Origin of the sequence: Pandoraea sp. NPDC087047 (assembly GCF_044745225.1) — a bacterium.
In the GTDB taxonomy this organism is placed as follows: Bacteria; Pseudomonadota; Gammaproteobacteria; order Burkholderiales; family Burkholderiaceae; genus Pandoraea.
Genome location: NZ_JBIUZU010000001.1, coordinates 13,358 through 34,638, shown reverse-complemented (window position 1 = coordinate 34,638; position 21,281 = coordinate 13,358). Strand labels below are relative to the sequence as shown.

Genomic DNA, 21,281 nt, shown 5'->3' with positions numbered 1-21,281 from the left:
CGCGAGGTCCACGACTGATGTGACGCTGCGCGCCTCGCGGGTAGCCTGCGCACCGTGCTTCGGAAACCGGGCGCCCGCGACGAAGTCGCTTCACCTTCGTACCAAGCCCTCGGCTTGTCTTGTCTGCCGGTTGTCTCCGGCGAACTCCCCTGCCTTTCTGCCGATCCCCCGAGTGACCGAATCGCCGACTGATTGTCGCGAATCCATGGGCTTCACGCCGCTCGCGTCACGGCGTCGCAGCACAGCTTGCGCGTCTCACATGCGCATGCAACTATGCTATGTTGCGTAACATGACACGCGCGCCGAAAGCGGCCATCGCCGCCTCTTCCGAGGTATCGTCCGCTGCCGGTTCAGCCGTCGCAGAGGCGGTTGTGCCGCCCGACGCAGCCCGAATGCGGCGTATGTCGGCTTCGCGTCTGCTGGTCACACTCGCCGCCGCCCCCCTGGTGCAATGGCCGTCGCTGCCGAGTACAGCAGAAGGCGCGAGCGATGCCGGCGCCATTCCCCCCGACGCGGTCCATCAATTGCGCATTGCCACGCGTCGTCTGCGCGCGCTGATCGACGTCTTTTCGCCCTGGCTCAAACCTCGCTGGCATCGTCGGCTGAAGAACGAATTGCGCTGGCTGGGACAGTCGATGGGTCCGACGCGAGACGCCGATGTTCTGGTCAGCGATACGCTACCCGCCCTGCGCCTCGAATACCCCGACGTCGACTGGATTGCGGTCGATGCTCATCTCAGCTTGCTGCGTAGCAACGCCCGGGCGCAAGCCGGGGAAGCGCTGACCAGCGAACGTCAGTGTGCGTTGTATGCGCGACTGGTCGATGCCTTCGGTATCCGCGAGGACGGGCGCGCCGACGTACGCGCCGCCAAGGCTTTGCGGCGCTCCTCACGCACGCCCGGCAAGCGGCCACGCGCCCTGGCGAAGCACTCGCACAACGTGCTGCGCGAGCGCTACGTTGCGCTGTTTCCGGATTGTCGTCAGTTGGCGATGCTCGACACCGAGCAATTGCACGCGTTGCGCGTGAAGATCAAGAAGGCGCGCTATAGCGCCGAGGCGCTCACGCCATGGATGCGAAAATCGGTCCGCACACCCTATCAGGACACGTTGCGCGCGGCGCAAACGCTGCTGGGCCAGATCAACGACGCCGTCGTCGCTCAGCAAGTTCTGGGAGACGCCCCGATCGCGCAGGAACAGCGCGACATGCTGGCGGGACGTCTCGACACGATCATCGTCAACGCCACCAGCCGGGCCGCCCACGTTCTGTGTCAGTTGCCCGACGCGCATACCCTTGAGCGCGGCATGCGCCGGGGTTAAGCGTCGGGCAGTCAAGCAGATTCCCCTCACGCCACTTTTGCACGCAACAGGCGCATGCCGTTGGCAATCACCAGCAGGCTCGCCCCGACATCGGCGAACACCGCCATCCATAGCGACGCCAGGCCCACCATGGCCAACGCGAAAAACACGGCCTTGATGGAAAGTGCCAACGCGATGTTTTGCTTGAGCACCGCCGCGGAGCGCTTCGAGAGCGCGAGAAACGCTGGCAATTTGCGAAGGTCGTCGTCCATCAGCGTGACGTCGGCCGTCTCAAGTGCACTGTCGGTGCCCGTCACGCCCATCGCGAAGCCGACGTCGGCAGCCGCCAACGCAGGCGCATCGTTGATGCCGTCGCCGACCATCCCCACATGGCCGTACTTTTCGCGCAAGGACGACACCGCCTGCCACTTGTCTTCCGGCAGCATCTCGGCGCGCACGTCGCTCACACCGGCCTGCTCGCCGATCACTTGCGCGGTCGCCCGATTGTCGCCCGTCAGCATGACCGTACGAACGCCCATTTTTGCGAGTCGCGCGATGGCCTCTCGGCTTTCCTCGCGCAGCGTGTCCGCGACCGCCAGCACAGCCAGCGACTGCGTTTCACTGGCCAGCACGATAGCCGTGCGGGCTTGCGCTTCAAGACGCGTCAACTCGGCTTCCACGTCGGCGTTACACACCCCGAGCGACTCGATCAGGCGATGGTTGCCGAGGTAGTACAGCGTGTGGCCGATGCGCCCTTTCACGCCCATGCCCGCGAGCGCCTCGAAGTCGGTGACGGACGGCAACGCGGCGAGTCCTGCCGGTTGACGCTTGAGATAGCCGTCGACAACGGCGCGGGCGATCGGGTGCGTTGTCTGCGCGTCGAGCGCAGCGGCGAGCGTGAGCACCTCGTCGTGGGACATGCTTGACGTTTCGCCCAACGGCACTACATCGGTCAATCGCGGCTCGCCGCGAGTGAGCGTGCCCGTCTTGTCGAGCGCCACGGCCCGGATCAGACGACCGCTTTCCAAAAACGCGCCGCCCTTGATCAGGATGCCTGCGCGAGCCGCCGCCGTCAGACCGCTCACGACCGTGACCGGCGTCGAGATGACCAACGCACACGGGCAAGCGATGACCAGCATCACGAGGGCCTTGTAGATCCACGGCGACCACACCAGCCCCAGGGCCAGCGGCGGCACGAGCGCGACCAGCAAGGCGCACAGCACGACGGCCGGCGTATAAACGCGAGAGAATTTGTCGACGAAGCGTTGCGTCGGCGAGCGTTGCTGTTGGGCCGTCTCGACAATTCGCACGATGCGCGCGAGCGTCGTATCGCCGGGCGCAACGCTCGTGCGATACACGATCAGGCCGCTTTCGTTGATGCTGCCCGCGTAGACTTCGTCGCCCACCGTCTTGTCGACGGGCACACTCTCGCCGGTGATCGACGCCTGATTCAGCGCAGAACTGCCCTGCTCGATCACGCCGTCGATGGCGATCCGCTCGCCCGGACGTGCCCGCACTCGCGTGCCCACCGTCAGCGATGCGGCTGGCGCGTCTGCCCAACTGCCGTCCGGCTGTTCGACCGATGCCCGATCCGGGGCGAGACGCATCAGCGCCTCGACCGCACGTCGAGCGCGGGTGAGCGACGCGGCTTCGAGCTTCTCCGAGAGCGCGAACAGCACGATCACCATCGCGGCTTCCGGCCATTGGCCGATGAACATCGCGCCGATCACTGCCAGCGACATCAGGAAGTGAATGTTCAGCGTGAAGTGACGCAGCGCAATCCAGCCCTTCTTGAGGGTCGGCAAGCCGCAGGCCAGAATGGCAGCGACCACCATCGCCCCCACCCACGGGCTGTGCTCCGGAACGCCCGACCAGACAGCGGCTTCGCTGGCCGCAGCCAGCACACCGCCGGCCACCAGACGCACGACATCGCCCTTGTGGCTCGCGGGCGGCGGCGCGGCGTTCGCGTTGTCCCCGGAAAGCGGCACAGGCGTCATGCCGAGCTTGCGCAGCGTATCGGCCACGACGTCGCCGTGACGCGTCACGTCGGAGGCCGATGCGCGCTCGTCGAAAACGACGGTCAACTCACGTTTGAGGAGGTTGAAATACAGCGCGTCGACGCCGGGCTGACGCTCAAGCTGATCGCGAATGAGGCGCTCTTCCGTCGGACAGTCCATCTGATCGATGCGAAAACGCGCCTGCGGAGCCCCCGTCTCGGGCATCGGCTCGGACGGCGCGAAACTCGCCCCACCCGCGCAGCACGACGCGCCGCCATGCGCATGCGCGGCGCCCGACGCCTCGGTCGACGAGTGATCGTGGTCATGGCTATGCCCGTGATCGTGGTCATGACCGCGCACATAAACCTGGCCATGGGGGTGCTCATGGTCATGGGCATCGCCGTGGCCGTGGCCGTGGCCGTGGCCGTGGCCGTGGCCGTGGCCGTGATTATGGTTGTGGCCGTGGTCACGTCCATGCGCATGCTGATGTGCTTGCGGTTCGCGCTCGTGATCGTGATCGTGATCGTGATCGTGCGGATGCCCATGATCGTGACGATGCGCCTGGCCGGGGACTTCCCCGAGGCCAGACGCCTTGCGATCGGTCTCCATCGAGCCCGCCAGACGGGTCGAATCCGAGGGGTTGGACATGTGAACTCCTGGTTTCCTGATTCGTGTTACCCTTCATTCAAAACCCTGTAGTGACTACGGAGTCAAGCATGAAAATCGGAGAACTGGCCCGCGCGGCGGGTACCGATGTCGAAACCATCCGCTATTACGAGCGTGCGGGCCTGCTACCGCCCCCGCCGCGCAGTGACGCGGGCTATCGCACCTACGGCGACGACCATCTGGAAGCGCTACGCTTCATCCGTCACTGCCGCTCGCTCGATATGCCGCTCGCCGATGCCAAGCGGCTCGGCGAACTCGCCCACGACACCAGCGTGACGTGCGAAGACGCGAATCAACTCATCGAAGCCCATCTGGCTCGGGTACACACACGCATTCACGAATTGCAGGCGCTGGAGCAACAGTTGCTGCATCTGCAGGCGCAATGCCATAGCCGTCACGAGACGAGCGATTGCGGCATCCTGCGCGCCCTGATGCAAGGCGCACACGGCGAAGCCTGCGCCTGCCACACTGAAACCGATCCGATCGACGTCGCGTGCGAGCACGAGCATTTGCACTCATCACGGCAAGCGTCCTGATCCGTCCCGATCAAGCCACTTGTTAGTTAGTCTGTTATCGGCATTCATCGGTCTCTCGCAGATCACTGACGCTCACTCGGCAGTGCCTTGCTAGACGCCCGCGAAGGCGGGTCGACATCATGTATGTCGCATGTATGTCTCCCGCCTCCTGCTCGTGGTTTGCTCACCGCTGACTTGCCATTGGCGAGTCCCCCGCCGACTTGCCCATAAGCGCCTCGCGCTCCGGGCGGCGCGATTGTGGCGCCCCGCCTCCACGCCCTCGGTATCTGACCTTCCCCCCTCAACGCCAGACGACCGCGTGATCCCAACGACAAGTCGTCGCTCCTGCCTCATAAGCTTTTCGCAATTCGCGTAGTAAGGCACGCTGTAATTTGCGAGAGGAATCGCGGCTTTTCCCGCGAAAACAGGGGCAAACCTGCTCAGTTTCTATACAATGTCCCGCACACGTCGTACCCGTCGTGACCGGCACGTTGCGCGCCGTTCGGGATACGCACCGATATGTCGTAATCCGTTTCAATTTTTGCTCATTTGTCGGAGATCTTATGTCCAGCGATGTATCCGCTACGCCAGCACCCGCGACGGAAACCAACGCCGACATCGTCATCATGGGTGCAGGTGCGGCAGGCATTTCCGTGGCCGCGAGCTTGCGACGCCGCCGTCCATCGCTCTCGATCACGATCGTAGATCCGGCCGACACCCATTACTATCAGCCCGCGTGGACGCTCGTCGGCGCCGGTGAATTCGACGCCGCGCGCACGGCACGCCCGATGGCAAGCGTGATCCCCGAAGGCGTGAGCTGGATACAGGCTGCGATCACCGCGTTCGCGCCGGAACACCAGCGCGTCCTGCTCTCGGACGGCCGCCGTCTCGGGTATCGCTTCCTCATCGTCGCGCCGGGCCTGCAACTGAACTGGGAGGCCATCGACGGCCTCACCGACACGCTCGGGCGCAACGGCGTTACGTCCAACTACCGCTTCGACCTCGCGCCTTACACGTGGTCGCTGGTTCGCGACTTCAAGGGCGGCAACGCGTTGTTCACACAACCGCCCATGCCGATCAAATGCGCGGGCGCCCCGCAAAAGGCGATGTATCTGTCGGCCGATACATGGCGCAAGAACAGCGTGCTGGAGAAGACGAAGATCGAGTTTCATCTCGTGGCACCGGTGCTCTTCGGCGTGAAGGATTATGTGCCCGCCCTCATGGAGTACGTGCAGCGCTATCGCATCTCTGTGCATCACCTCTCGCATCTGCGCGCGGTGGACGGCGAGCGTCGCGTTGCCCGCTTCGAGATGTTCGATGCCGACGGTCAGTCGCAGTTTGTCGACAAGCCCTTCGATCTGCTGCATGTGGTTCCGCCGCAAAGCGCGCCGGACGTGCTGCGCGCAAGCCCCCTGGCCGACGCGGCCGGCTGGTGCGAAGTCGACCCGGCCACACTGCGTCATGCGCGCTTTGCCAATGTGTTCGGTCTGGGCGACGCGATCTCCGCGCCCAATGCCAAGACCGCTGCCGCAGCACGCAAGCAAGCGGTCGTCGTCGCAGAGAATTTACTCGCGGCAATGGATGGCCGCCCCCTTTCATTGCATTACGACGGTTATGGCGCGTGTCCGCTCACCGTGGAGCATGGCAAGATCGTGCTCGCGGAGTTCGGCTACGGCGGCAAACTGCTGCCCACGTTCCCCATCGACGGTACGCACGCGAACCGTTTCGCATGGGTGCTGAAAAAGTACGTGCTGCCAAAGGTTTATTGGGACTTCATGCTTCGGGGACGCGAGTGGCTGGCGCGACCCCGCTGACCCGTCTATAGGTGAAACCCGCACTCAATTTTCGAGGACGGGTGCCGTTAATGGTCAAAGGACCCGGTCTCGCAACCGGGCACGAGCTTCTAGTCGGGCCACGCCTTGCGCGCGGTCTGCCGGAGCGCGGAGGGATGCGGCGCACCGGCTGGCGCGCCCTGAGCGCCCCGAGCACTTCGGCCGACACATTTACGCGTCTTATGCAGAACATGATTCAAGGGTTTTCTGGCGGCACGACCTGTTCGACGCGTGGGCTTTTCCTGCTCGATGGCCTCGCCAGCATTAAATGCGGCAATGACAAACGTTCAACCGTTCGGGCGATGTCTGCCTGCCTGCCGAGATGAACGATACGAACGCGCTGCGACGACAAGTCGTCCTCGCCGATCTGCTGCTGGATCGCCAGCGGCTTTTGCGCGCCCTCAGCCTTGAGTTGCGTACCCCCAGTCCGCCCAACAGCCACAGTGCGCTTGTCGTGCTGCACGTGGGCCGGGGTCAGCGCAAGGCCACCAACCAACCGGCCATTTCCGACGCCGACCTGATCGCGACGGTGGCATTTCGCATCGGCTCGCGCATTCGCCGTCGCGACCTCATCGGCCGCGTGTCGGACCAGCAGATCGCCATCCTGCTACGTGATCTCGGCAGCCGCGAGGCCGCCATCCAGATCACGCGCCGCTTTATCCGCGCCGGCGAATCGCCTGTGCCGTGCGGTAATGGGCTGCTCTACCCAATCCTCTCGGCGGGCATAACGCATCTGCCTCAGGTCCCGGTATGGCCCGCCACGCTGCTGGAGCACACGTCGGAGGTGGCAGATCAGGCCATTCGCGAGAGTGCGTCGCGTTTTCTCGTCACCGAAGCGCCGGTGGCGCCAACCGAAGGCATTGCGCCGCCCGACGAGGCCGGCAATGAGCATTACTGGCGTAATGCCATCGGCCGCGCCCTGACGAGCTCCGAATTCCGTCTGCACTATCAACCGCAAATCGACATGCGCACGCACCGGCTGACGGGTCTCGAAGCGCTCATCCGCTGGCAGCGCGACGACGAACTGATCATGCCGGGCGAGTTCATCCCGGCAGCCGAGCGGTGCGACGTCATTGGCCCGATCGGGGAGTGGACGCTGCACGAGGCCTGCCGTCAACTCGACCAATGGCAGACGGACGGCGAGGAGTATCCGCGCGTCGCCGTGAATCTGTCCGCTCAGCAAATGCGGGTCCAGACGCTCGAGACGGTTCGCTACGCCCTCAAACACCATCGCGTGCCGCCGGACAAGCTGGAAATCGAGATCACCGAATCGTCGCTGATTTCTCACCTCGATGAAGCCGCCACGTTGATGAACGAACTCGTGGCGATGGGCGTTCGCCTGTCGCTCGACGACTTCGGCACCGGCTATTCCAGTTTCGTGCGTCTGAAGCGCTGGCCGTTCGGGACCGTCAAGATCGATTACCAGTTCGTCGCTGGCGTACTGCTCGGCGGTTACGATACCGAGTTGATCCGCGCCATCATCGCCATCGCTCGTAAACTCGAAATCGAGACAGTGGCCGAAGGCGTGGAAACCAGCGCGCAACGCGACGCGCTCGCGTCGCTGGGCTGTCACGCGTGGCAGGGGTATCATTGCACGCGTCCCTTACCGCCCGGGCACATCGAGACGTTCATTCGAGATTGGCACGGGCGCCTGTAATCGCGTCAGCAACCGCCTCTGCCGTTGGCCAACGCTCTTCCCAATCGCCGCCACGCCGCTTCTGCTTTCCTGCGCGGCCTGGCCATTCTCGTGTGCATCCTCATCGCGTGGGGGCTGGCGCGCTTCGCCGCCGATCAACTGGTGGCGAACCGCTCGGCGCGTCTGCTATACGAAGAACGCAGCGTCGCCAGCCGGCTCGCTCACGGCACTGTCCATACGGTCAATCAAGACCTGATGCTCATTCGCGGCATTCCGCAGGTGCTTGCCCAAGTCGAGCAGATTCAAGACGCCGCCGGCGCGATTGCCTCACATCCGCTCACCCATGTGCCGAAAGAGAAGGCTCGCGAGATGCTACTAGCGAACCCGGTGCTCAAGCCTGTCAACGAACTGCTGCGCGCCGCGCAGTTGTATTTCGGCGCCGATCTCGTGTGGCTGGGCACGCCTGACGGCATCACCATCGCGTCAAGCGATGCCAACACGGCAAACCCGCTGGTCGGCGACAGTTACGGTGATCGCGGCTACTTCAATACCGCAGTACTCGGTGGCGCCGGTCAGCAATACGTGATCGGCCGCAAGACCGGGCTGCCCGGCATTTTCTTCACAGCCCCGGTGTATCGAGAGGGGCTGCTCGTCGGCGTGATGGTCATCAAGCTCGGCATTCGTCGGTTGTCGCACTGGGTCGATAGCGGCGCGTCGTTCATCACCGACAGCAATGGCGTGATCGTGCTCGCCAACGACCCCACGTTCACCGGCCTCGCGGTCCCGGGCGCCGCCGTGTTCAAGTTGACGCGCACCGAGCGCCGCCATCTCTATTTGCAGGAAGACTTCACCGTCGCACCCATCGAGGACTACGACCTCGCGCCCGGCACCCCCGACTTCCTGCATCAGACGCCGGACGACGAGCCGAGTGACCACAATGCTCGGCTGGTGCGCGTGCGCCCCGACAATCAGCCGTATTTGATGGATGCCGAACCGTCGTCAGACGGCGAACTGGTGATCTACACCATGAACGAGGCCCCCACGCTCGGCAGCCTGTCCGTCGAGAGACGCCGTTATGCCACGCTGGTATTCGCCCTGCTGCTCAGCTCTGCCGGTGCGTTATACCTGCTGGTTCGCTATCTGCGTCGCGAAAAACTTCAGTTGACCGACACACTTGCCAAGAACGCGGCCCTCGAACACGAGGTCAAAGACGACGCCCTCACAGGCGCGCTATCGCGCGGGCACTTCCTCAAGCGCTTGCGCGCAGAAGTCCTGCAGGCCGATGCGGCGGATGTGCCGACCTGCGTCATCCTCGTCGACCTCGATCATTTCAAGCAGATCAACGACACATGGGGCCATGCACTGGGAGACACGGTATTGGCCACCTTTGTGCGTCTTTGTCACGAATCGTTACGCGAAGATGACATCTGCGGTCGTTTGGGGGGCGAAGAATTCGCTATTATCCTCAGTGGTGCCAACGAGGCGCGAGCCTTCGACGCCGCTGAGCGCTTGCGTGAAGCGGTTCGCACAACACGTATCAATGTCGAAGGACGGACGCTGCAATTCACGATCAGTGCCGGCGTAGCCCAGTGGCACACGGGAGACGACGACAACGCGTGGCTGCAACGTGCCGACGCGGCGCTTTACCTTGCCAAATCTCGCGGACGCGATCGCTGCGCCCGCGAATCCGACCTTCGGGTACTCACCCGAGGCAAGCCGTAACCGACTTCCGGCGCCCCGGCCCGGGGTCGTCAACCCAGACCGGACCGATGCCCAAGACGAATCTCGCCACATTCGCCCCATCGCCGCTACGCGCCATCCAGGTCAGTGCCGTAGCTCTCTGCCTGGCCATGAGCAGCACCGCACGCGCCGATCTCTCGCTCCTGCAACCGCCCCGCGCCCTCACGGGCAGCGCACCGCTGCAACTCACACTGCTGGCCACGCAAGACGCCCCTGGCCACAAAACGATCAAGCTGCCGGACGAAATCGTCGTGCGCATCTCCAACGACGATTTCAAGCCCACGCTGTTGCACCTGAAGCGAACGGCCATTGCGCCCACGCAAGTCACGCTCGCCACCGGACAGTTCCGTCGCATCACCTACTCGGCGGCACTCCCCAAGGAGTTGCGCGGCACGGTCCGCATCGAGGCCGTCGATTGGGACGCCTCGGCCACGACCATCGTGCTCGATCGCGCCGCCCCCGCCGAACCGATGGTCGCCGCCTCGCCGCTCCCGGCAAGCGACGGTGCTGCGACTTCCACAACGCCCCCGACAGGCACGACGGCGGCAGCGCCGGCATCGGGTGGCATGACTACCGTATCTGCCGACGCGATTCCACCGACGACCGACGCCGAATTCGCCCGCATCTCGTCCAACGAGCCGATGTATATCGCCTTCGGCAAGAACGGCGACGCCAATGCGCGCTTTCAGCTCAGCTTCAAGTTCCACATCCTGAAGCCGGACAATCCTTCGTCGAAGTCCTTCCTCGACAATCTGTATTTCGGCTACACCCAGTTATCGATCTGGGATCTGGAGGCGCAATCCGCCCCCTTCCGCGATTCCAACTATCGGCCGAGCCTCTTCTACTACATCCCCGACACCGGTGCGCGCGCCGGCTGGTTCACGTCGCTCGGCATCGCAGCGGGTATCGAACATGAGTCCAACGGCAAGGCAGGCAGCGACTCCCGCAGCATCAACACCGTCTTCGTCAAACCGATCCTCACGTTCGGCAATCCCTCCGAGTACCACTGGACGGTGGCACCGAAGCTGTACGCCTATCTGGAGAAGAACGACAACCCCGACATCCAGAACTATCGCGGCTACATGGATCTGCTCGTGCTATGGGGCAAGCCGAATGGCTGGCAGATCGGGGCAACGCTTCGCAAGGGCATGAAGCGCAACTATGGCAGCGTGGACGTGCAGGTCACGTATCCGCTCGGCAAACTGATCCCTGGCACCGGCGGCTACATCTGGCTTGGCTACTTCACCGGCTACGGCGAAGACATGCTCGACTACAACCGTCACTCCCCGTCTCAGGTACGGATCGGCTACAGCGTATTCCGCTGGTAATACCGAGGTCGCCGCCGCAGCCACAGTATCGTGGGGATGCGCATCTCACGATGCCATCCCCACGATGGATCACAACACCAGCACGAGCGCGCCCGCAACGATCAACGCACCACCCAGCGCCTCCTTGAGTGAGAACGGTTCGCCAAGCACCACCCAGCCGATCAACATGGCCATCGCCACACTGAGTTTATCGAGCGGCGCGACACCCGATACCGGCCCCAATTGCAATGCCCGAAAGTAGCAAAGCCACGACAGCCCCGTCGCCACACCCGAAAGCACGAGGAAAATCCACGTGTTCGCGCTCAGGCTCGTCGGACGCTGCCACTCGCCCCGCATGCCGACAATGGCCAGCGTCACCCCGAAGATGATGACGGTACGAATCAGCATGGCCATGTTCGAATTGACCTGCGCCACCCCGAGCTTGCCGAAAATCGCCGTCAGCGCGGCAAAGAATGCCGAACCCAGCGCGAAAAGTTGCCAGCTACGCAGCATAACGATTGTCACCCATCAAAGATTGTTCGCCCCAACCTGAAACCCGCCGGAATGTCTACCGCCGATACCCGGGCGTAGGGGAATCCGGGCCGGGTCCGCCATCGGTGCGATAATGGCGGCATCTTGTGATACCCCAGCCGCCTCCGGCCGAATTTGCCCTTTATGTCCGAATTGCACGACCGCCCCGACAGCCCTTGCATTGGCGTTTGCTCGACGCTTTTCGACGACGTCTGCAAAGGGTGCGGCCGCACCGCTCACGAAGTCTCGAACTGGGTGTTCTTCTCCGACCAAGAGAAGGCGGCCGTGTGGGAGCGCATCACCCGCGAGGGCACGGCGATGCGCTTTTGCGACAACAGCGCTACGACTTCGCAGCCTTGAACTGAAGCGACTTATATTCGAGGAATTCCTCGAAGCCGTAGACGCCGTTCTCACGCCCATGCCCCGATTGCTTGAAGCCGCCGAACGGGGCCTGCACATTGAACTCCCCGCCGTTGATATCCACCTGTCCGGTGCGAATCTGACGCGCCACACGCACCGCACGCGCCTCGTCCTTTGACCACACCCCGCCGCCGAGTCCGTAAATGGAGTCGTTGGCAATGCGCACCGCATCGGCCTCGTCCTGATAGGTGATGATCGAGAGCACCGGGCCGAAGATTTCCTCTTGCGCCACCGTGGCATCCGGCGTGACACGCCCCAGGACCGTCGGCTGGACGAAAAACCCTGCCTCGAAGCCCTCGGGTACGGCGTCTCCCCCCGCGATCAATTCCGCCCCCTCCGACACGCCTTTTCGGATGTAGGTTTGCACGCGCTCGCGTTGCGCCGCCGACGCCAACGGCCCGAGACGCGTTGTTTCCTCGCGTGGATCTCCCAGCGTATAGCGCGCCACCGCCTCTTTCGCCAGCGCCTTGACTTCGTCATAGCGCGACGCAGGCACCAGCATGCGAGTGTGCGCCGAGCACGTCTGCCCCGAATTCAGATAACAGGCGCTCAGCGTGCCTTTGACGGCAGCGCCGAGATCCGCATCGTCGAGTACCACCGATGCCGATTTCCCACCCAACTCCAGCGCCACCCGTTTGACCGTTTGCGATGCCACTTCCGACACCCGCTTGCCCGCGCGCGTCGATCCGGTAAACGACACCATGTCGACGTCCGGATGCCGTGCCAGCACCTCTCCGACGACCGGCCCCAGGCCCGTGACCAGATTGAAAACACCGGCGGGCAGACCCGCCTCGGCAATCACCTCGGCCAGAATGAAGGCATTGAACGGCGCCACCTCCGAGGGCTTGAGCACGACCGTGCAGCCAGCAGCCAGCGCCGGTGCCACTTTCAACGTGATCTGATTCAGCGGGTAATTCCACGGCGTGATGGCACCCACTACCCCCACCGGCTCACGCACTACCAGCGAATTGCCGATGCGCGCTTCGAACTCGAACGCCAGCGCCAGCTCGGCGTACTTGTTCCAGTGATAGACGGGGCCACCCACCTGGATGGCCCGCACGAGCTTGATGGGCATGCCCGTCTCGCCCGTCATGACCTGTGCCAATTCTTCCGTGCGCGCCTTGAGGCCCGCTGCGATCTTGCGCAGATATTCGGCACGCTCGGCAGGCGGCGTGGCAGCCCAGGCATCGCGCGCCTTCAGCGCCGCGGCAACGGCAGCTTCCGTATCTTCTGCCGCGCCCTCAGGAATGCGCCCCATGAGTTTCGCATCGGCAGAGTGGAAGACGTCCAGCGTGCCACGGCCGATCGGCGTGACCCACTGTCCGTCGATGAAAAACTTGTCGTATGTCTTCATGCAATGCCTCCTGCAGGCAGGTTAGCGACGAACGGTCATTGTAGTCCGCTCACCGCCAGGCTTTGCATGCTCACGACAAAATCGGTCTGCTCCGATGCATGTCTTCCGATATTCCGAGACGGCAATCGGATGCCACGACATCGCCCCATGTCGCAAACATCGCCAATGGCGTAAACGCAAACAGGGCGCCTGCCATGCAAGCGCCCTGCGGGGTACTGCCTAACGCCTTAGCTCGCGAGCGTCAGACTTCCACGCCCTGGCTGGCCAGATACTCGTCGTAGGTGCCGGCGTAATCGATCAGCGTGCCATCGCTCTTCACTTCGATGATGCGCGTGGCCAGGCCCGACACGAACTCACGGTCGTGCGAAACAAAGATCAGCGTGCCCGGATACTTGTCGAGCGCGATCTGAAGCGACTCGATCGATTCCATATCCATGTGGTTGGTCGGCTCGTCCATCATCATGACGTTGTGACGGCCGAGCATCAGCTTGCCCCAGATCATGCGGCCTTTCTCGCCACCGGAGAGCACGCGCACGGACTTGCCCACGTCGTCGCCGCCGAAGAGCAGGCGGCCCAGCGAGCCACGAATCACCTGATCGTCGTCGCCTTCTTTGCCCCACTGCGTCATCCAGTCGGTGAGCGTCAGGTCTTGCGGGAATGCCTCGGACGTATCCTGCGGCATGTAACCGATGTTCGCGTTCTCGGCCCACTTCACGTTGCCGGCGTCGACCGGCAGTTCGGCCATCAGGCTGCGCAGCAGCGTGGTCTTGCCAGCACCGTTCTCGCCGATGATCGCCACACGCTCGCCGGCACGCACCGCGCCGGTGAAGTTCTTGAAGATCTGGCGGTCGTATGCCTTCGAAATGCTCTCAAATTCGAACGCAAGGTTATGCAACTTCTTCTCGAATTCGAAACGAATGAACGGGTTCTGACGCGACGACGGCTTGATGTCCTCGACCTTGATCTTGTCGATCTGCTTGAGACGGCTCGTCGCCTGACGTGCCTTCGACTTGTTCGCCGAGAAGCGGCGCACGAAGTCCTGCAGGTCGGTAATGCGCTCCTTCGCCTTCGCGTTGGCCACCATCTGACGCTCGCGGGCCTGTGCCGACGCCAGCATGTAGTCGTCGTAGTTGCCCGGGTAGATCTTCAGCGTGCCGTAATCCATATCGGCCATGTGCGTGCACACGGCGTTCAGGAAGTGGCGATCGTGCGAAATGATGATCATGGTGGAGTTGCGCTCGTTGAGCACATCTTCCAGCCAGCGGATCGTGTTGATGTCGAGGTTGTTGGTCGGTTCGTCGAGCAGCAGCACGTCCGGATTCGAGAACAGCGCCTGTGCGAGCAGCACACGCAGCTTCCAGCCCGGCGCGACGTTGCTCATCCGGCCCTGATGCTGGTCCGTCGGAATGCCCACGCCCAGCAACAATTCGCCCGCACGCGATTCGGCCGTGTAGCCGCCGTACTCGGCGAACTTCGCTTCGAGTTCGGCCGCGTGCATGTAGTCGTCGTCCGTCGCTTCCGGATTGGCGTAAATCGCGTCGCGCTCGCTCATGGCAGCCCACATTTCGGTGTGGCCCATCATCACGACGTCGAGAACACGCATGTCTTCGTACGCGAATTGGTCCTGCTTGAGCTTACCCAGACGAACGTTGGGTTCGAGCATGACGTTACCGCCGCTCGGCTCAAGATCGCTGCCGAGAATCTTCATGAACGTCGACTTGCCGCAACCGTTGGCGCCGATCAGGCCATAGCGGTTGCCCCCGCCAAACTTGACGGAGATGTTCTCGAAGAGCGGCTTGGCGCCGAATTGCATCGTGATATTGGCAGTAGACAGCACAGGCGGTATCCGGAAGAGATAGTGCGGCGGCACGAAATTGCGCCACGAAACCTGACATTTTAACACCGATGCGTGTCACGCGCCCCTGCGCTGTGCCCTACGCCTTGTGAAGGTTCTGATTTGTGACGCATCAGGCGGTGGCGGGATTTCGATGGCCTCACGATACCCGGAACCGCACACATGCCGTCCGACGCGCCCCGACGGGTTCTCACGGTCGGGACTGGTCCGTGCGGCCAAACCTGCCGGAACGACGCATCACGTTTGCTCCGGCCATCACGTCACCCTTTTTCGAGCGACCTGCCTTCGATGACCACCATCCTCGTTCCGACGTCCGCCAATCGTGCTCTTCGTGCTCTTCGCACCCTCCGAGCCAGCCCTTTGAGCCCATCCCGTCCTTCCCGCCTCCTCGCCACACTGAGCCTCGCCGCGTTGCTTGGCGTATCGACCGGCGCCATGGCAGACGAGCCCCTGACCGCGCCGGGCGAGCGAACCCACCAGACCAGCCAGACCGCCCCCAACGCTCAAACCGGCAAAATCAGCCAACCCAGCCTATCCAGCCAGACCGCCCTCCCCGCCCCATCGGGTATCTCCCTCCAGACCCTGTCCCAATCGACCACCGCATGGGACCAGACCGGCTACTCGGCGTACCCCTCGGGCATTCCCGAGCCGACACTCGTGCGTATCACCGTCGCCCCGAACGCCCGGTTTGACCGGCACGCGCATCCGATGCCCGCCATCGGCTATGTGACGGCGGGCCAACTGACGGTCGAACGCGAGGACAACGGCGCACAACGCGCATTCACGGCGGGGCAGACGATCGCGGAGCTGGTCGATGTCCCGCACCGGGGCTGGGCGGGTGACGCGGGCGCGGAACTGCTGGTGTTCTACACGCGGGTGGTGCAGCAACCCCTCTCGGTCGCGTCGCCGCCGACCGGCAAACTGGCGTTGGACGAAGTCGCGAAAACCGTCAGCGAGTAACGCGGGTAACGCGAGTAAAGCGAGTAATGCGAATAACGCGCGCCCGGACGTTTGCAGACGTCCACGCATAAAAAAACCGCCGGCAAACCCCGGCGGTTTTCTCACAACAGAGCGCCGCACAGGCGGCAGATGTCGTTACTGCTTTGGCAGCGAGCCTTCGACGCCGTCGACGAACCAGTTGATCTGGTGCTTCTCGTCGTCGTTGAGCGTCTTGCCGGCCGGCACGATTTCCTTGCCGTCCTGGCCCTTGATCGGGCCGGTGAACGGGTCGTACTTGCCGTCGCGAATCGCGTCGTGGCGCGCCGTCACCGCCTTGCGGGCGGCTTCCGATACGGCCTTGTCGTTAATGGCCACGAGGTTGATCTCGTCTTCCTTGATGCCACCCCAGACCGGCGTGTTCTTCCACGTGCCCTGCATGACTTCATCGACGGTGCGCACGTAGTACTTGCTCCAGTCGATGGCCGCGGACCCGAGGTGTGCGTTCGGACCGAACTTGCTCATGTCCGAATCCCAGCCGAAGGCGTGGATCTTCTTCTCTTCGGCCACCTGCATCACCACGGCCGAGTCGACGTTCTGCATCAGCACATCTGCGCCCTGACCGACGAGCGATTCCGCCGCCTGGCGCTCCTTGCCCGGATCGAACCAGCTATTGATCCAGACGACCTTCACCTTGACCTTCGGATTGATTTCGCGCGCGGCGATGGTGAACGCATCGATATTGCGGATCACTTCGGGAATCGGTACCGAAGCCACGTAGCCGATCACGTTCGACTTGGTGACATAACCGCCGACGACACCAGCCAGATGTGCACCTTCGTACGTACGCACGTCGTACGTGCCAAGGTTCGGCGCCGACTTGAAGCCGGTGGCGTGCTCGAACGTGACATCGGGGAAATCGGCAGCCGTCTTGACCATCGAGTCCATGTAACCGAACGACGTACCGAAGATCAGCTTGTTGCCCTTGCTCGCCAGATCGCGGAACACACGCTCCGAATCCGCCCCTTCCGGCACGTTCTCCACGCGGGTGACGGTAACTTTGTCGCCGTACTTGGCTTCGACGGCCTTCGCGCCTTGCTCATGGGCATAGGTCCAGCCGGCGTCGCCCGGGTTCCCGATATAGACGAACGCCACGCCCATCGGGCCCTTGCCGGCGGGGGCCGCCGAGGCTTGCGCGTCGGAAGCGGCCGCGGGCGCGTTCGCCGTATTGTTCTCCTGCTTGCCGCAGGCGGAAACCAGCATGGCGGCCGCCAGGCTCGCCATCGTGATCAGGACTTTACGTCGCATCGATTTTCTCCTCGTCATCGATTGTTTCAGTTGAATTCTTGTGTCGCACACCACCTCGCGCTGCCCGCAGACAGCGGCGCATCAGCGCCCCATCTGCGAATCATGACCCCGCAAAGAACGGCTTCCCCAACGACGCCGGGGCATTCAGGCGAATCGTCTGACGATTGCGCGAAATGATCACCAGCACGACGATGGTCGCCAGATACGGCAGGCTCGCCAACGCTTGCGACGGGATACGGATGCCCATCGCCTGCGCCTGGAATTGCAGCGCCATGACCACACCGAAGAGCAGCGCGCCGAGCGCCGTACGGCCGGGACGCCACGTTGCGAACACCACCAGCGCCAGCGCAATCCAGCCGCGGCCTGCGGTCAGGTTCTCCTGCCACAGACGCAGATAGCCCACGGAGTAATAAGCGCCCGCGAGCCCCGACATCGCACCGCCGAACAGCGTCGCGAGATAACGAATACGCACCACCGGATAGCCGATGGCATGCGCCACGGACGGCGCCTCGCCAATCGAGCGCAGCACCAGTCCGGCGCGCGTGCGGTACAGAAACCAGGCAATCGCCGCGAGCAGCGCCACCGAGAGATAGCCCAGCGGATTGAGCGAGAAGACCGACGGCCCCAGCACCGGAATCGACGACAGCCCCGGAATCGGCATATCGCGCAGCATCGGGATCGTGGCATCGGTGTACGGACGCCCGACATACGCCGAGAGGCCGATGCCGAAGATCGTCAGCGCCAGTCCCGTGGCCACCTGATTGGCCATGAGCGAGAGCGTGAGCCACGCGAAGATGGCCGACATGGCAACGCCCGACGCAATGCCCGCCAGCACGCCGAGCCAGAGGTTGCCCGTCTGCACGGTGACGGCGAACGCACCGATGGCGCCCATGAGCATGGTGCCTTCCACGCCGAGGTTCAGCACGCCCGACTTCTCCGTCACCAGTTCGCCCAACGCGGCGAGCATGAGCGGGATGGCCGCGATCACGGCACTTGCGGCCAGCGGCGTCAGCAAATTGATCCAGTCCATGCCGCGCTCCTCAGACGCCGCTCGCCTGCGCACGAACGCGACGGCGCAAGCGGTAGTTCACGAAGACGTCGCAGCCGAGCAGACTGAACAGCAGCAGCCCCTGGAAGACGCCACTGATGGCCTTGGGTAACTGGAGCGATGTCTGGACCGCTTCGCCGCCGAGGTAAAGCAGCGCCATGAGCAGGCTCGCGAGCACGATTCCCACCGGATGCAGACGGCCGACGAACGCCACGATGATGGCCGTGAAGCCATACCCCGGCGCCCACGTCGCCTGCAACTGGCCGACCGGACCGGCAACTTCACCCGTGCCCGCCAGCCCGGCGGCAGCCCCGCCGATCAGCAGCGCGAGCCAGACGGCGCGCGGCTCCGAATACCCCGCATAACGGGCGGCCAGCGGCGCGAGTCCGCCCACTTCCATCCGGTAGCCCGCGAAGCTCTTGCGCATGAAGCACCATGCAGCGGGCACAGCAACCACGGCCATGAAGACGGACGCGTTCAGACGCGTGCCCCGCCACGGCGCCCAGTGCCAGTCGCCGAAGAAGCGAGGAAACAGCGCGTCGCGGCTGAAGTTGATCGACTGCGGGAAGTTCATGCCGTGCGGGTCCTGCCACGGACCGCTGACCAGATAGATCAGCAACTGCGTGGCGACGTACGTGAGCATCAGGCTCACGAGAATCTCGTTGGCATTGAAGCGCACGCGCAACAGCGCAGGAATGGCGGCCCACAACATGCCGCCCAGCGCACCGGCGGCCATCATCAGCGGCAGCAGCCACGGGCCGCCATGACCGTCGAAATGAATCGCCACGCCGGACGCGAAGATGCCGCCCAGCAGCAACTGCCCTTCCGCGCCAATGTTCCACACGTTGGCGCGATAGCCGATGGCCAGCCCGAGCGCGATCAGACACAGCGGCGACGCCTTGAGCAGCAACTCCGACCACCCGTTCAGGCTGCTAATGGGCGCGAGGAAGAACGCGGCCATCGCCTGCGCCGGATTCTTGCCGAGGAAACTGAAGATGAGCACGCCGCCAGCGAGCGTAATGAGCGTGGCCACCAACGGCATGGCGAGCCGCATGGTGCGCGAAGGACTTGGCCGTGGCTCAAGCGTGAAATCGAACATGGTGTCTGGAAATCGATGAAAACCGAGGTAAGCCGATGAAAACGTTACGGCGTTCGCGCCAGCGCAAATCAGACACTGGCGCAAAGAGAAAAACGGGTGATGCAGGTATTGCCGATGCTGACGAACTCAGGCCGGAGCCCCTGCACGCTCGCCCGCACCGCCGGGGAACATTCCCGCCATCCACAGGCCGATCTCGCGCGCATCGGTCTGCTCGGGCTTGCGCACCGGCGACAGACGCCCCTGCGCGAGCACCGTGATCCGGTCGCAAATCTCGAAAAGCTCGTCGAGCTCTTCGGACAGCACCAGCACCGCAACGCCGCGGGCGGACAAGTCCAGCAGTTGCTGACGGATGAAGGCGGCGGCCCCCACATCGACGCCCCACGTCGGTTGCGCCACCACCAGCACCCGAGGCTCCTGAAGGATCTCGCGTCCGACGATGAACTTCTGCAAATTGCCGCCCGAGAGGCTTTGCGCAGCGGCGTCCGGGCCGCCGGCCTTGACGTTGAAGCGCTCGATGCACAGCGACGCGAACTTGCGCAGCGTGCCGCGGCGAATCCATCCGCCGCGCAACAAGCCGAGATATGCCGTGCCGGACGTGCCGAGCAGCGCATTGTCCGTGAGCGACATGCTCGGCACGGCGCCGCGCCCGAGGCGCTCTTCCGGCACGAAGGCCAGCCCGAGACGCCGCCGGGTCGCGGCCCCCATGCGTCCGACGGCGCGGTCGTTCAATACGATGGCTTCAGCCTGCGGTGCACGTGTTTCCCCGGAGAGCGCCGCCAGCAACTCGGCCTGCCCATTGCCGGACACGCCCGCGATACCGACGATCTCGCCCGCATGCACGTCGAGATTGACCTCGTGCAGCGAAGTGCCGAACGGGTCGTCGCTGGTCATCGACAGCTTCCGCAGGGACAGCAGCACATCGCCCGGCTGATGCGCGCGCCGCTCGATCTGCGGCAATGCGCGCCCGATCATCATTTGCGCCAGCGTCTCGGCCGTCTCCTCGCGAGGAATGGCGTGGCCGGACACGCGTCCGCCGCGCAGCACCGTCGCGCGGTCGCAAAGATCGCGAATCTCGTCGAGTTTGTGACTGATGTAGACGATGCTGCAACCTTCGGAGGCCAGCCGCCGCAAGGTCGTGAAGAGTTTCTGGACGGCCTGCGGCGTGAGCACCGACGTCGGTTCGTCCATGATGAGCAGGCGCGGATTCTGCAACAGACAGCGCACGATTTCCACGCGCTGACGCTCGCCCACCGACAGGCTATGAACATGGCGCGCCGGATCGACTTCTAGCCCGTATTGGGCCGAGACGTCGCGAATCCGCTGAGACAGCGCCTTCAGGTCGTGCCCGGCGTCATCGAGCGCGAGCGAAATGTTCTCCGCGACGCTCAGCGTCTCGAAGAGTGAGAAATGCTGGAACACCATGCCGATGCCCAGCTTGCGCGCGGCGGCCGGACTGTCGATGCGCACCAGCTGCCCTTCCCAGCGGATTTCCCCCGCGTCCGGGCGCACGGCGCCGTAGATGATCTTCATCAACGTGCTCTTACCTGCGCCGTTCTCACCGAGTACGGCGTGAATCTCGCCGGGTAATACGCTCAATGCGATGTCGTCGTTAGCCACCACGCTCGGATAGCGTTTGGTGATGCCGGTCAGCGCCAGACGTGGCGTCGATTGCAGGGAAAGTGTCACTGGCGGAGTCTGACTGAGTCTGAGTTCGGGGCTTGGGCGGTCCGAAAATACCCAAT

At 63.7% G+C, this 21,281-nt stretch carries 15 protein-coding genes and 1 pseudogene; 8 read left to right on the top strand and 8 right to left on the bottom strand.

Features of this window, described 5'->3' with window-relative positions:
• The first annotated feature begins 401 nt into the window (after positions 1-401).
• Positions 402-1,316: a CHAD domain-containing protein gene (locus ACIPHM_RS00140; protein ID WP_400323028.1), complete on the top strand. Its 915-nt coding sequence runs from the start codon at positions 402-404 to the stop codon at positions 1,314-1,316.
• Between the two features lie 26 nt (positions 1,317-1,342).
• Here the strand turns inward: ACIPHM_RS00140 and ACIPHM_RS00135 are convergent, their stop codons facing one another.
• On the bottom strand, positions 1,343-3,940 hold the full coding sequence (locus ACIPHM_RS00135; protein WP_400323025.1) for a heavy metal translocating P-type ATPase: 2,598 nt from the start codon (positions 3,938-3,940) through the stop codon (positions 1,343-1,345).
• A 68-nt stretch (positions 3,941-4,008) separates the two neighbouring features.
• Between ACIPHM_RS00135 and ACIPHM_RS00130 the strand changes: the two genes are divergently transcribed.
• The 5 genes and pseudogenes from ACIPHM_RS00130 (at position 4,009) to ACIPHM_RS00110 (ending at position 11,009) form a co-directional block, all read left to right on the top strand.
• The gene (locus tag ACIPHM_RS00130) at positions 4,009-4,494 is read left to right on the top strand and encodes a Cd(II)/Pb(II)-responsive transcriptional regulator (RefSeq protein WP_400323022.1); all 486 of its coding nucleotides are present in this window, start codon (positions 4,009-4,011) and stop codon (positions 4,492-4,494) included.
• Positions 4,495-5,057: 563 nt separating this feature from the next.
• Positions 5,058-6,287, top strand: a pseudogene (locus ACIPHM_RS00125) (FAD/NAD(P)-binding oxidoreductase); the annotation flags it as partial.
• Between the two features lie 340 nt (positions 6,288-6,627).
• Positions 6,628-7,962, top strand: coding sequence for a putative bifunctional diguanylate cyclase/phosphodiesterase (locus ACIPHM_RS00120; protein WP_400323019.1), 1,335 nt, complete (start codon positions 6,628-6,630; stop codon positions 7,960-7,962).
• 24 nt (positions 7,963-7,986) lie between these two features.
• Positions 7,987-9,663, top strand: coding sequence for a diguanylate cyclase (locus tag ACIPHM_RS00115; protein ID WP_400323016.1), 1,677 nt, complete (start codon positions 7,987-7,989; stop codon positions 9,661-9,663).
• A 47-nt stretch (positions 9,664-9,710) separates the two neighbouring features.
• Entirely contained in the window at positions 9,711-11,009 is a 1,299-nt protein-coding gene (locus tag ACIPHM_RS00110) for a phospholipase A (protein ID WP_400323013.1), read from the top strand.
• A gap of 69 nt (positions 11,010-11,078) precedes the next feature.
• On the opposite strand, the gene ACIPHM_RS00105 is transcribed toward ACIPHM_RS00110, so the two are convergent.
• The gene (locus tag ACIPHM_RS00105; protein WP_400323011.1) at positions 11,079-11,501 is read right to left on the bottom strand and encodes an EamA family transporter; all 423 of its coding nucleotides are present in this window, start codon (positions 11,499-11,501) and stop codon (positions 11,079-11,081) included.
• A 162-nt stretch (positions 11,502-11,663) separates the two neighbouring features.
• Here ACIPHM_RS00105 and ACIPHM_RS00100 point away from each other — a divergent pair, with 162 nt between their 5' ends.
• Positions 11,664-11,879 (top strand): DUF1289 domain-containing protein, encoded by a 216-nt coding sequence (locus ACIPHM_RS00100; protein ID WP_400323008.1) that lies wholly within the window; start codon positions 11,664-11,666, stop codon positions 11,877-11,879.
• On the opposite strand, the gene ACIPHM_RS00095 is transcribed toward ACIPHM_RS00100, so the two are convergent.
• Both ACIPHM_RS00095 and ACIPHM_RS00090 read right to left on the bottom strand, forming a co-directional pair.
• Positions 11,860-13,293 (bottom strand): aldehyde dehydrogenase family protein, encoded by a 1,434-nt coding sequence (locus ACIPHM_RS00095; protein ID WP_400323005.1) that lies wholly within the window; start codon positions 13,291-13,293, stop codon positions 11,860-11,862. The genes ACIPHM_RS00100 and ACIPHM_RS00095 overlap by 20 nt on opposite strands.
• Before the next feature lie 241 nt (positions 13,294-13,534).
• Positions 13,535-15,130: an ABC-F family ATPase gene (locus ACIPHM_RS00090; protein ID WP_400323003.1), complete on the bottom strand. Its 1,596-nt coding sequence runs from the start codon at positions 15,128-15,130 to the stop codon at positions 13,535-13,537.
• 306 nt (positions 15,131-15,436) lie between these two features.
• Here ACIPHM_RS00090 and ACIPHM_RS00085 point away from each other — a divergent pair, with 306 nt between their 5' ends.
• Positions 15,437-16,108, top strand: a complete 672-nt coding sequence (locus tag ACIPHM_RS00085; RefSeq protein WP_400323001.1) for a cupin domain-containing protein — start codon at positions 15,437-15,439, stop codon at positions 16,106-16,108.
• Between the two features lie 135 nt (positions 16,109-16,243).
• On the opposite strand, the gene ACIPHM_RS00080 is transcribed toward ACIPHM_RS00085, so the two are convergent.
• The 4 genes from ACIPHM_RS00080 to ACIPHM_RS00065 all read right to left on the bottom strand — a co-directional run bounded on the left by ACIPHM_RS00080 (position 16,244) and on the right by ACIPHM_RS00065 (position 21,225).
• Positions 16,244-17,392 carry a BMP family ABC transporter substrate-binding protein gene (locus ACIPHM_RS00080; RefSeq protein WP_400322998.1) on the bottom strand — a complete coding sequence of 383 codons (1,149 nt, stop codon included), beginning with the start codon at positions 17,390-17,392 and terminating at the stop codon, positions 16,244-16,246.
• A 100-nt stretch (positions 17,393-17,492) separates the two neighbouring features.
• On the bottom strand, positions 17,493-18,422 hold the full coding sequence (locus ACIPHM_RS00075) for an ABC transporter permease (protein WP_400322996.1): 930 nt from the start codon (positions 18,420-18,422) through the stop codon (positions 17,493-17,495).
• Positions 18,423-18,432: 10 nt separating this feature from the next.
• Complete coding sequence (locus ACIPHM_RS00070) at positions 18,433-19,539, bottom strand: ABC transporter permease (RefSeq protein ID WP_400322993.1); 1,107 nt, start codon at positions 19,537-19,539, stop codon at positions 18,433-18,435.
• Between the two features lie 126 nt (positions 19,540-19,665).
• Positions 19,666-21,225, bottom strand: a complete 1,560-nt coding sequence (locus ACIPHM_RS00065; protein ID WP_400322991.1) for an ABC transporter ATP-binding protein — start codon at positions 21,223-21,225, stop codon at positions 19,666-19,668.
• Positions 21,226-21,281 lie beyond the last annotated feature (56 nt).